This is a genomic window from Wohlfahrtiimonas larvae, from assembly GCF_002006755.1.
In the GTDB taxonomy this organism is placed as follows: Bacteria; Pseudomonadota; Gammaproteobacteria; order Cardiobacteriales; family Wohlfahrtiimonadaceae; genus Wohlfahrtiimonas; species Wohlfahrtiimonas larvae.
On record NZ_MVDO01000180.1, the window covers coordinates 1 to 12558 of the forward strand.

A 12558-nucleotide genomic window follows, 5' to 3' on the forward strand; every position below is an offset into this window, starting at 1 on the left:
TATTAATACGCCTAGAATAATCAATGCTAGGCAAATTGCAATGGGGATAGTAATTGCTTCTTTATAAAAAAAGAATCCTATTAAAAATATAAGGATTGCTCCTGAAGCAGACCAAATGGCATACGTCACTGCCACTTCCATTTTACGTAAACAGAAAGTAAAACAAGTGAAAGAGATCCCAAAAAACACTGTCATAAGAACAACCGCCCACCAAACCGTTAGGCCATGAGCTTCTTTCATCATAACAATTCCAAGTGCTTCAAAGATTATAGCACCTGCGAGTAATAGTTTTGCAGGCATTCTTTACGTAATATTCTAATATAAAAAAGGGGCATTCTAACATTAAATACATAATTGTGTTGACTTATCATAAGATTTCTTGCGCTTGTCATACTTTATATAACTGATTCAATTGCCTAAATAAATCATAGTCAATTAATTTTAACTGCACTATTAAAGTCTCAGCCTTTGTTTTAATATCTATTGTAATATTGATACTTATTCAATCAGTGGAGCACTCTTTTCATGGAACTCATCATTACAGCTTTTTTACTCGGCTTATATGGGTCGGGGCACTGCATATCAATGTGTGGTCCTGTAGTTGGTATTTTAGGGATGAATACCCAAACACATCGAGTAACCGCTGCATTTCTGTACAATTTAGGGAGAATCACAACTTATTCCTTATTAGGCATTATTGCAGCCATATTAAGCATCGCGATGAATGACCTTAAACCTATACAACTAATATTACGCTATCTTGCAGGTATTTTAATGCTCTTTGTGGCATTACAATTTTTCGGCTTTCCAAAATTTTTAGCCTTTGTGGAGAAACCCCTTAAGAATTTTACAAAACCTATTACAAAACTCTCTCAAAGATTTTTTCCTATCAATACTAAACTTCGTGCTTATTGTGCAGGTATGGTGTGGGGATTATTTCCTTGCGGCATGGTTTATGCAGCTTTTGCTATTAGCTTAAGTGCCACGAGCTTTATTCAGGCTCCATTGATTATGTTTGGTTTTGGATTGGGCACATTTGCCGTCATGGTTTCTCTGTCCATTTTTGGGAATTATGCGGGCAAATTTCTGACACATCCGAAATTACGTATTGTTTCTGGCATACTCATTTTAGCCATGACGCTTATGTATTTAATCCCCATGCTGATAAAGGATTTAGGGCTCAGTCAAGGCATGGATCACAGCATGATGAACCATGTTGAAATGGACCACAGCGCAACCGAGCACAAGTCTGATATAGATCATTCTTTACAAAAATTGACTATTGACCACAACTCCCACAATATTGATACTAACGCTAACCATGAACATCAGATGAATGAACCTATAGATCACTCATCAATGTCACATTAAGGAAAATTTTATGTCTTACAGTATTCACACCGAACTTTTCGGCCCTTACCAAAATTTTAGCCATATTTTAGTAGATGAAGCGAGCCAAAAAGCTGTTGTCTTTGATCCTGCATGGGATGCAGATTATATCGCCCAACGCCTACAAAAATTAGGTGTAACGCTTGAAGCCATTTGGCTAACCCACGGGCATCACGATCATACCAATGCTTTAGATGCTTTACGGACTATTTATAATGTACCAGTGTACGCATCCCAGATTGAAATTGATTTCATCAACAATGTACCTGAAGCCATTAATAGTAAAGTCTTTTTACCTTTACCTAACGATATCCAAGGCTTCAAAGACGGCGATATATTACAGTTAGGCGAAACGACAGCAAAAATTATCCATACCCCTGGACATAGCTCTGGTTCTGTTTGCTTTTTACTCACAGACGATATGATCACAGGTGACACCATTTTTATTGATGGCTGTGGCCGCGCAGATTTACCTGGCTCTAGCCCCAATGAATTATTTGAATCATTAACTAAAATTGTGAAAACAGTACCGCATCACGTCACATTACATACAGGGCATGCTTATGGTCCTAGCGATACTGCAACATTAGAATCACAAATTAAAACAAATCCATACTTAAAAAGAGCCAATCGTCATGAATTTGTCGATTATAGAATGAGCAATTAATGAAAAAATTCCATAACTTATAAGGAAAACACCATGAGTACTACTCTTCCTACCATACTCAATCTCGCCATATTCGTCGCAATACTATCTGTATTGTACTGGATGCAAAAAAAATACTACTCTTTTGCTAAACGAGTATTTACAGCACTTGGATTAGGTATCTTATTTGGTTTAGTCTTACATTTTTTATATAACACCGCAACGCCTGAAAGTGCAACTATTTTAAAACATACCATTGCTTATACAGATATTGTGGGTACAGGCTATGTCAAACTGTTAAAAATGATCATTATGCCACTCATTATGGTATCTTTGATTTCTGCTATCATCAAATTAAAAGGTGCTGATTCTATTGGTAAAATTAGTGCCTTATCTATAGGTACATTAGTTGGAACAACTGTCATTGCTGCATTAATTGGTATTGTGGTTGCTCACTTATTTGGATTAAGTGCAGAGGGTATGACTGCAGGCGCAGCGGAAATTGCTCGTGGAGAAGCTCTGTTAGAAACAAATCACCATATGGGTGAATTTTCTTTACCTAATATGATCATTGCATTTATTCCAGAAAATCCATTCCAAGATATTGCAGGATTACGCAGCACCTCTACCATTGCTGTTGTAATTTTCTCTATTTTTATCGGCATTTCTGCGATGGGAATTGCGAAGAAAAAGCCTGAACTATTTGCATCATTTGAACACTTTATGCAAGTTGCTCAAGCAATCGTTATGCGCTTAGTCACTATTGTATTACGTTTAACCCCTTATGGTGTAGCTGCATTAATGGCAAAAATGGTAGCTGTTTCTGAGTTTGCAGAGATCGCGAAATTAATTACATTTGTTGCTGCATCTTATGTTGCCTTGATTTCTATGTTTATAGTCCATTTGTTAATCATTACTGCAACAGGCTTAAGCCCAATTCAATTTGTGAAAAAAATTATTCCTTTATTAATTTTTGCATTCACATCTAGAAGTAGTGCCGCATCTATCCCTTTCAATATTCGCACACAAACTCAAGGTTTAGGTATTTCCGATGGTGTTGCTAACTTTGCAGCATCCTTTGGTGCGACCATTGGCCAAAATGGTTGTGGCGGTATCTATCCCGCAATGCTAGCGTTCATGATCGCTCCCACAATGGGGGTTGATCCTTGGTCTTTAAGCTTTATCCTACCTTTATTAATCATCATTGCAATTAGTTCTTTCGGCGTTGCTGGTGTCGGTGGCGGCGCAACATTTGCTGCATTAATCGTACTATCTGCAATGGATTACCCTGTTGCATTGGCAGGTTTATTAATTGCAATTGAACCATTAATCGATATGGGACGTACTGCATTAAACGTATCTGGCTCTGTCACTGCGGGTACAGTTACAGCTCGAATTATGGGTGAATTAGATGCAACTGTCTTTAATAGCCAAGAACAAATACAATTAGATTCAGATTCATCCACTAATGAACTTAACTAAGTTTAATTTAATTTTAAGATAAGGAGGTCATATGAAGATCATCATTATCGGTGCAGAAGCAGCGGGAATGAGCGTTGCAGCAAAGGCAAAACGTGTTAACCCAGAAGCTGAAATCATTGTATATGAAGCTAGTAATATTACATCTTTTGGTGCCTGTGGATTACCCTACTTTGTGTCAGGTGAATTCGATGACCCCAACTATATGTCTGAATTAAAACCTGAAGATTTTGCTCAGAAAGGAATTACAGTCAAAACGCACCATACTGTTTTAGCTGTCAATCCTGATGAACAGATTGTCATTATAGAAAATGAAGGGGATACTTTCAGTGATCATTATGACAAGCTCATGATTGCAACAGGAGGATCAGCGATCATTCCACCTGTTAAGGGTACAGAAAAAGATAATGTGTTCACGCTGAAAACCATGGAAGATGGCTTGATACTGAAGAAATTATTACAGGATGATACATTCAAAAACATCACTGTCGTAGGTTCTGGCTTCATTGGATTGGAATTGGTGGAAGCGTTAACACATTTAGGCAAGCAAGTACGCTTATTTGAACGCTTAGATCGCATCATGCCTGAAGCTTTTGAGCCTGAAATTTCAGACTTATTAAAAGCTGAATTAGAACAATACAACAACATTGATCTACATTTGAACGAATCCATCGAAACCATCACAGGTGAAGATAAAGTTGCAGGCGTAACAACGGATAAAGGTAGCTATCCTACGGATATGGTGATCCTTTGCACCGGTGTTCGCCCCAACACCCAGTTCATCAGTGACATTGGTTTAGATATGTTACCCAATGGTGCCATTCGTGTGGATGATCATGGTCGTACATCATTAAAAAATATCTTCTCAGCGGGTGATTGTGCAACTGTTTGGCATGCTCAACTCAAACGTGATATTTATTCTCCATTAGCAACAGGCGCGAACAAACTTGGTCGTATTATTGGTGACAATATTGTGGGCGGTGATAAAGCATTCAAAGGTGTTTTAAACTCTGCCGCTGTGAAATTATTATCAGTGGAAGCAGGCCGTACAGGTTTATCAGAAAAAGAAGTGAAAGAAGCAGGAATCCCTTATAAATCTATTCTTTTGAATGATAAAAACCATGCAAATTACTGCAAAGGACAAGCACAACTCACGATTAAGCTCATTTACCATGCAGATACTAAAGCCATTTTAGGCGCACAAGTATTTGGTAAAAATGGGGGTGCAGTTCATCGCATGCATGCGTTATCTGTTGGCATTATGACTGGCTTAACGACAGAAGATTTAGCATTCTTAGACTTTGCCTATGCTCCGCCATTTGCACGCGTTTGGGATGCTTTAAATATTGCAGGCAGTATCGCGAAATAAGTTACTTCTAATTTTTAAGTAATAAAAAAGGCTGATGAAATTCATCAGCCTTTCTTTTATCTCCGATCTCAACCTAACATTAACCTTGCTCCCTACGGGAGAAAGGTCGTGAAATCGTATTATGATTTCATTGCTTTCACATAATCTTCAGAAGTTTTATCAAAGTTAGCAATCATTGAAGATGTTGGCTTACCCATCAAACTCACAACAAAGATCACAACACATGCTAAAACGAAGCCTGGAATGATTTCATATAAGCCCAACAAAGGCATAGAAGATAAGATTTGATCCACTTCAACACCATTGCTTGTTGCTAACCACTCTTTGATTTTCGGGAAGATGATTACCGTTAATGCACCTGTGATCATACCGAGCAATGCACCATTACGAGTTGTTCTACGCCAGAAAATTGAAAAAATAACAATCGGGCCAAATGCAGCGCCGAAGCCCGCCCACGCATAAGATACTAAATCCAACACTTTACTTTCAGGATCATGTGCAATGTAGATGGATAACGCTGCAACTGCAAACACCATCAAACGGCCAATCCAAACCAATTCTTGTTCTTTTGCATCTTTGCGTAAAAAACCTTTATATAAATCTTCTGTCAAAGCACTTGAAGCAACCAATAATTGACAGCTCAATGTACTCATGACTGCTGCTAAAACACCAGATAAAACAATGCCCGCAACCCAAGGATTCAACAGTACTTTTGCTAATTCCATGAATACAGTTTCAGCCTTACCTTTAATCACAGCGCCTGTTGCAGGATCAGCACCACCCATCACACTCAAACCATGCTCAGGATATTGTAAGAAATACGCATAACCAAAGAAACCAACAGCAACCGCACCCGCTAAACATAATGCCATCCAAGTGATGGAAATACGACGTGCATTTGGGATCGTTTTCACTGAATCAGCCGCCATAAAGCGCACTAAAATATGAGGTTGGCCACAATAACCCAAACCCCAAGCCATCAATGAAATGATGGCAATCCATGATAAACCATACGTAAAGTTCAAATGTGATGGACTGTTCGCACGCACCAATTCAATGCTTGACGCAATATCAAAGCTACCCAAATCACCCACTTTTAAAATTACAACTGTTGGTACTAACAATAATGCAAAGATCATCAATGTTGCTTGTACAGTATCTGTCCAGCTTACGGCTAAGAATCCACCAATAAATACATAAGCAATCGTTGCAAATGCACCAACCCATAATGCTGTTTCGTATGTCATACCAAAAGTACTTTCAAACAAACGCGCACTTGCCACAACACCCGAAGCACAATAAATCACGAAGAAAAATAGAATAATGATCGCTGCAAAGATCTTTAATAAACGTGTTTTATCTTCAAAACGAGAATGGAAGAAATCCGGTAATGTTAATGCATCACCTGTTTTCTCTGTGAACATGCGTAAGCGACCTGCCACAAAGAGCCAGTTTAAATATGCACCAACAGTTAAACCAATCGCGATCCATGAACCTGAAATACCCGAAATCAAAATTGCCCCAGGTAAACCCATCAATAACCAACCACTCATATCTGATGCACCAGCAGAGAGGGCTGTCACCAAACTACCTAAACGGCGACCACCTAAAATATAATCAGATAAATTTTGTGTAGAGCTATAGGCATAAAAGCCAATGCCAATCATGGCAATAATATAGATAAAAAATGTTATATGTAAGGGCTGTAAACTACCCATAAATCCTCCTATTAAAGTTCTGCTGACAATCCAATCAATGCTGCATCACCGCCAATGGCTGCTGTATTAATAGATGTCGAACGCTCATTCATAAATCTTGATAAATATAATGGCCCACCTGCTTTGGGTCCAGTTCCTGATAAACCTCTACCACCAAAGGGCTGTAATCCCACCACAGCACCTACTTGATTTCGATTCACATAATAGTTACCCACACGTGCATGTTTTTCTATAAAATCAATCAAGTGATCATTGCGTGTATGAATGCCCATTGTTAAACCAAAACCTGTTTGATTCACCTCTTCGATACACTTCAACAAATCATCTCGTTGATAACGCACAATGTGCAATATTGGCCCAAAATGTTCTTTTGTTAATGTTTGAATAGAATCAATTTCAAACACTGTTGGCGCGACAAAATAACCTTGTAACTCGGAATCTAACGTTGCTTGAGCGACTAATTTATTTTGTGCCTTAAGTGATTCAATATGTGCCATTAAGCTATCTTTTGCTCGTTGATCAATCACACAGGTTACATCAGTTGCGCGATTATACGGCAAACCTACAACATAATCTGCTAAAGCACCTTTTAATAATTCAACAATACGATCGGCTATCTCTTCTTGCAAATACAGTACACGTAATGCAGAACAACGCTGCCCTGCACTCACAAAAGCTGATTGCAACGCATCACGCACAACTTGCTCTGGCAATGCTGTAGAATCAGCGAACATCACATTCTGCCCACCTGTTTCTGCAATTAATGTAGCAATTGCACCATCTCGGCTAGCTAAATTCATATTAATTGCTTTGGCGGTTTGTGTAGAACCTGTAAAACATACACCTGCGACACGATTATCTATGGTCAAAATGTCACCCAAGCGTTTACCTGAACCAGGTAAAAATGCAATCACTTCTTTGGGTAAACCGGCTTCAAATAGTAACTCTAAAACTCTATAAGCAATCATTGGTGTCGCCTCAGCAGGTTTTGCAATCACTGTATTACCAGAAACTAATGCCGCCACAATTTGCCCCAAATAAATGGCTAAGGGGAAGTTCCATGGGCTAATACAAACAAAAATACCTTTACCTTCATGATAATAAATATTGCGTTCACCTACAGGGCCTTTGAGCTCTTTCACTTCACCATAACGGCGAGCTTCTAAAGCATAATAACGACAGAAATCAGCAGCTTCACGGATTTCATCCACGCCATCTTGAATCGTTTTCCCAGCTTCCATTGTGCAAAGTGCTATCAATTCAATACGATTTTCTTCTAATAAATCAGCCATTTTTTCTAAAACTTCAGCGCGCTTTTCAACAGGTGTTGCATTCCAAGCTGGCCATGATTTCTCAACAGCATCGAGAGCTAATTCAGCTTGTATATCCGATGCTTCTAGAACTCGACCAATCTTTCGGCTTAAATCAAACGGTGCAAATGCATCATAATCGCTATAACCATCTGTTAATACTTCACCATTGATCATAGGCGCTGCTCGCCATTCACGTTTTAATTCATTGTCATATGCAATCTCAAAAGGCTTCCATGTACTGGTAAAGTTCATATTTAAACCACGGGAATTTTTTCGATCACCATATAATTGATCAGACAATGCAATCAAAGGATTCTCGATGAGTGGATTCTGATTCACAGTTAATACTGGATGTTGAATCAAATCATTAATTGGAACAGTTGGATCTACCAATTGATGTACAAAAGATGAATTGGCACCATTTTCTAGTAAACGACGCACTAAATATGGTAATAAATCATTATGTAAGCCTACAGGCGCATAAATGCGAACACTTTTACCATATTGACGAATCACTTCGTTATATAAAGCTTCACCCATGCCGTGCAATCTTTGGAATTCAAACTGATCATTTTGATATTTTTGGCTGATTTCTAAAATTGTCATCACTGTTTGCGCATTGTGCGTTGCAAATTGTGGACGAATTATACCTTTCGCTTGACTCAACATAAAACTTGCACAGGCTAAATAAGAAACATCTGTATTTTCTTTGCGTGTGAAGACTGGAAAATTATTTAAACCGCGAATTTGTGAATCTTTAATTTCTGTATCCCAATAAGCACCTTTAACTAGACGCACAGGAATTTGAACGCCTAACTCTTTTCCTAGCAATGTTACCCAAATTAATGATGGCATTGCATGTTTAGCATAACCTTGAATGACTAAACCCAATCCACCCCATTCACCAATTTCTGGCACACGAACGAGCTTTTCAAATAATTCCAATGATAATTCTAAGCGATCAGCTTCTTCCGCATCTATACTAATTTCAACATCTAATTCTTTACCCAATAAAGCTAATGCTTTAACGCGCTCAAAAAGCTCCGTCATCACCAAATGTTTTTGAGAAACATGATATCGTTGATGCAGTGCAGATAATTTGATAGATAACGATGGCTTAGGGCTATTAGGTAGGGATTTTTCTTGGCCAACTGCACGAAGCGCATTCATATAATCCTCAAAATAACGCTCCGCATCTTGTTGCGTCATCGCCGCTTCACCCAGCATATCGAAAGTAAAAGTATAACCTTGCTCACGCTGCTTCATGCCATTTTTCAAGGCTTCAGTCATATTTTCACCCAATACAAACTGTTTACCCATAACTTGCATTGCAAAATATACCGCCTGACGAATCATTGGTTCACTCATTGAGTTCACCATTTTTTTGAAAATTCCACTGGCTTCATTCACATCCACAATATTATTGGTGAGCATCAAGCCCCAAGTGGCAAAATTCACTAACTGCTTATTACTTTTACCTTTATGTGTTTCCCAATTAACGCCCACAATTTTATCGCGAATTAATGCATCTGCACTTTTCTTATCTGGAATTCTCAAAAAAGCTTCCGCTAAGCACATAAGCACAAGCCCCTCTTTTGAGGATAGATTATATTCACGCAATAATGCATCTAAAGAACTTTCTATATCTGGTTGTTGACGAATAGATTCCACTAATGTGTAAGTTTTTGTATGAATCTTTTCGACTACTTCTGGCGTTGGTTCAATGACTGGCTTCAATATTGAGATACAATCTTTTTCAGATTTTAAATATACCTGCCCGATTTCGCTGAAGAACTCTTTTGAATTTAATTGATTCAAGCCATTTTCAAGCATAATGCGCTGTAAGTCGTACATCTTTCCTCCAATGATCATTCTAAATTCATGTTTTTATGTAGTATGAATGTAACTACATCATGAAACATAAATAAATTTGCCGCAAGGTGTCTTTGATAAAGTTATTATTTTTTTGAAAATAAATTTATTTTTATTATCCAATCATAAATTTACCACAAAAATAAAAAAGCCCACATCAACATCTGTGGGCAAAGTGGGATTGCTATATTATTATTGTGGGAAACTAGATGACATACATATCTACATATTCATTCACAGGAATATCGCTGATTGTTTTCAAATCCAATGAAGCATTGAGAATTGTATTTTGTTGTTTTTCTGGGAAACGACGAGCCAAATTGATCTTGAACTTCTCGATCAATAATGGAATACCATCTGCTCTACGACGTTTATGTCCGATTGGATACTCAACCACAACTTCGTCTAACACTGTGCCATCTTTTAATGTCACTGTTAATGCGTTTGCAATCGAGCGTTTTTCAGGATCATGATAATCTGCTGTGAACTGAGGATCTTCAACACATTCCATTTTTTCACGCAATGCATCAATCGCTGGGTTGCTTGCGATATTATCTTCATAATCCGCAGCTGTTAAACGCCCATAAATCAAAGGTACTGCAACCATATATTGAATACAGTGATCACGATCCGCTGGGTTATTCAATGGGCCTTTCTTATCAATGATGCGGATACAAGCTTCATGCGTACGGATTGTAACTTTCTCGATATCTTCAAAAGTTTTACCTTTACTATCCAACACACCTTTCAAAGTCATTGCTGCTTCTACTGCTGTTTGTGAGTGGAATTCTGCAGGGAAAGAGATCTTGAATAAAACATTTTCCATCACATAGCTGCCATAAGGGCGTTGGAATTTGAACTCTTGACCTTTGAAAGATACGTCATAGAAACCCCACGTTTTAGCTGTTAAAGCTGATGGATAACCCATTTCACCTTTCTGAGCCATCAATGCTAAACGCACTGCGCGTGACGTTGCATCACCTGCCGCCCAAGATTTTCTTGAACCTGTATTCGGTGCATGGCGATAAGTACGAAGTGATTGACCATCCACCCACGCCAATGACACAGCATTTAAAGTTTCAGCTTCTGTTAAACCTAGCATTTCAGCAACTACTGCTGTTGAAGCCACTTTAACTAAAATTACGTGATCCAAACCAACTTTGTTGAATGAATTTTCTAAAGCGATACAGCCTTGGATTTCGTGCGCTTTGATCATGCCTGTTAATACAGCTTTCATCGTCAATGGCTTTTTACCATTCGCAATTGCAACGCGTGACAACCAATCTGCCACAGCCAAGATACCGCCTAAGTTATCTGATGGATGACCCCATTCTGCCGCCAACCATGTATCATTGAAGTCCAACCAACGAATCATCGCACCAATATTAAATGCAGCTTGTACAGGATCTAACTGAAACTGAGTACCAGGTACTTTTGCACCGTTTGGTACAGTTGTGCCTGGAACGATTGGGCCCATTAATTTAGTACACGCAGGATAATCTAGTGCCTCTAAACCACAACCCAAAGTATCTAATAAACAGTAATGCGCTGTTTGATAAGCCAAATCTGACTTAATTTCATAAGCGGTTACATAAGATACGATGTCCTGTATTACTTGATCAAATTTTTGCATTGCTTTTTCCTTAAAATAAACAAGTGATTGATCCGTTAATGATTAACGTTCGTTGATGAAAACAAATTCCATTGGCTCAGGACCTGTGTACTCAGCCGATGGTCGAATAATTTTGTTATCTTTTCTTTGCTCAATTGCATGTGCGGCCCAGCCAGATGTCCGTGCAATTGCGAATAATGGTGTAAACATTGCGGTTGGCACGCCCATCATGTGATAGGAAACTGCTGAATACCAATCTAAATTTGGAAACATATTCTTTTCACGCATCATCAAATCTTCTAAACGTTCAGCAATGTTGTACATTTTCAACGAACCTGCATCCATTGATAAATCATGAGCAACTTTTTTAATTACAACGTTACGCGGATCTGCCACGGTATAAACAGGATGACCAAAGCCAATAATGATCTCTTTATTTGCCACACGGCGTTTGATATCCTCTTCTGCTTCATCAGGCGAGTTATAACGTTGCTGAATCTCAAATGACACCTCATTTGCACCGCCATGTTTTGGACCGCGCAAAGCACCAATTGCACCAGAAATACAGGAATACATATCTGAACCTGTTCCTGCAATGACACGACTTGTGAATGTTGATGCGTTGAATTCATGCTCTGCATACAAAATCAATGAAACATGCATTGCGCGCACATATTCATACGAAGGTGCATGGCCATGCAATAAATGTAAGAAATGACCGCCTAAAGAATCTTCATCTGTTTCTAATTCAATGCGCACACCATTGTGGCTATATTGATACCAATAAACCAACATTGATCCCAAAGATGCCATTAAACGATCTGCGATATCTCTCGCACCAGCACAATCTTGCCCCTCTTTCTCAGGCAAAATACAGCCCATTAAAGAAACACCCGTTCTTAAAACATCCATCGGATGAGCAGAAGCTGGCAATGTTTCCAATGCTTTTTGCACGCTTTTTGGCAAACCGCGCAAAGTTTTGAGCTTTTTCTTATATAAATTCAACTCATTCTGCGTTGGTAATTTTCCATGAATCAATAAATGAGCAACTTCTTCAAATTCACAATGTTCTGCCAAATCTAAGATATCGTATCCGCGATAGTGCAATTCATTGCCATTCAAGCCTACTGTGCAAAGCCCTGTTGATCCTGCGATCATGC

General features: G+C 38.6%; 9 protein-coding genes. 4 read left to right on the plus strand and 5 right to left on the minus strand.

Annotation, left to right across the window (positions count from 1 at the left end; all coding sequences use genetic code 11):
- Window positions 1–300, minus strand: a 300-nt coding sequence (locus BZK14_RS09930; protein WP_077926345.1) for a DMT family transporter, incomplete at its 3' end; no start/stop codon positions are given.
- 225 nt (window positions 301–525) lie between these two features.
- Between BZK14_RS09930 and BZK14_RS09935 the strand changes: the two genes are divergently transcribed.
- Genes BZK14_RS09935 through BZK14_RS09950 form a run of 4 tightly spaced genes read left to right on the plus strand, consistent with a single transcriptional unit; the run spans window position 526 to window position 4883 of the window.
- On the plus strand, window positions 526–1371 hold the full coding sequence (locus BZK14_RS09935; RefSeq protein ID WP_077926346.1) for a sulfite exporter TauE/SafE family protein: 846 nt from the start codon (window positions 526–528) through the stop codon (window positions 1369–1371).
- Between the two features lie 10 nt (window positions 1372–1381).
- Window positions 1382–2056, plus strand: a complete 675-nt coding sequence (locus BZK14_RS09940) for an MBL fold metallo-hydrolase (RefSeq protein ID WP_077926347.1) — start codon at window positions 1382–1384, stop codon at window positions 2054–2056.
- Window positions 2057–2089: 33 nt separating this feature from the next.
- Window positions 2090–3517 carry an L-cystine transporter gene (locus BZK14_RS09945; protein ID WP_077926348.1) on the plus strand — a complete coding sequence of 476 codons (1428 nt, stop codon included), beginning with the start codon at window positions 2090–2092 and terminating at the stop codon, window positions 3515–3517.
- 31 nt (window positions 3518–3548) lie between these two features.
- Window positions 3549–4883, plus strand: a complete 1335-nt coding sequence (locus BZK14_RS09950; RefSeq protein WP_077926349.1) for a CoA-disulfide reductase — start codon at window positions 3549–3551, stop codon at window positions 4881–4883.
- A 119-nt stretch (window positions 4884–5002) separates the two neighbouring features.
- On the opposite strand, the gene putP is transcribed toward BZK14_RS09950, so the two are convergent.
- The 4 genes from putP to prpC all read right to left on the minus strand — a co-directional run.
- Entirely contained in the window at window positions 5003–6601 is a 1599-nt protein-coding gene (gene putP, locus BZK14_RS09955; RefSeq protein ID WP_077926350.1) for a sodium/proline symporter PutP, read from the minus strand.
- Between the two features lie 11 nt (window positions 6602–6612).
- A complete protein-coding gene (putA, locus tag BZK14_RS09960) occupies window positions 6613–9768 on the minus strand; it encodes a bifunctional proline dehydrogenase/L-glutamate gamma-semialdehyde dehydrogenase PutA (RefSeq protein WP_077926351.1) in 3156 nt (1051 codons plus the stop codon).
- Between the two features lie 223 nt (window positions 9769–9991).
- Window positions 9992–11419: a bifunctional 2-methylcitrate dehydratase/aconitate hydratase gene (locus BZK14_RS09965; protein WP_077926352.1), complete on the minus strand. Its 1428-nt coding sequence runs from the start codon at window positions 11417–11419 to the stop codon at window positions 9992–9994.
- Window positions 11420–11461: 42 nt separating this feature from the next.
- On the minus strand, window positions 11462–12558 hold a 1097-nt coding region (gene prpC, locus BZK14_RS09970), incomplete at its 5' end, for a bifunctional 2-methylcitrate synthase/citrate synthase (protein ID WP_077926353.1).

Bases quoted from the DNA above. Each gene is read 5' to 3' on its own strand.
- BZK14_RS09945 (WP_077926348.1), top strand. From the start codon at position 2,090: ATGAGTACTACTCTTCCTACCATACTCAATCTCGCCATATTCGTCGCA.
- BZK14_RS09935 (WP_077926346.1), top strand. From the start codon at position 526: ATGGAACTCATCATTACAGCTTTTTTACTCGGCTTATATGGGTCGGGG.
- BZK14_RS09950 (WP_077926349.1), top strand. From the start codon at position 3,549: ATGAAGATCATCATTATCGGTGCAGAAGCAGCGGGAATGAGCGTTGCA.
- putA (WP_077926351.1), bottom strand. From the start codon at position 9,768: ATGTACGACTTACAGCGCATTATGCTTGAAAATGGCTTGAATCAATTA.
- putP (WP_077926350.1), bottom strand. From the start codon at position 6,601: ATGGGTAGTTTACAGCCCTTACATATAACATTTTTTATCTATATTATT.
- BZK14_RS09940 (WP_077926347.1), top strand. From the start codon at position 1,382: ATGTCTTACAGTATTCACACCGAACTTTTCGGCCCTTACCAAAATTTT.
- BZK14_RS09965 (WP_077926352.1), bottom strand. From the start codon at position 11,419: ATGCAAAAATTTGATCAAGTAATACAGGACATCGTATCTTATGTAACC.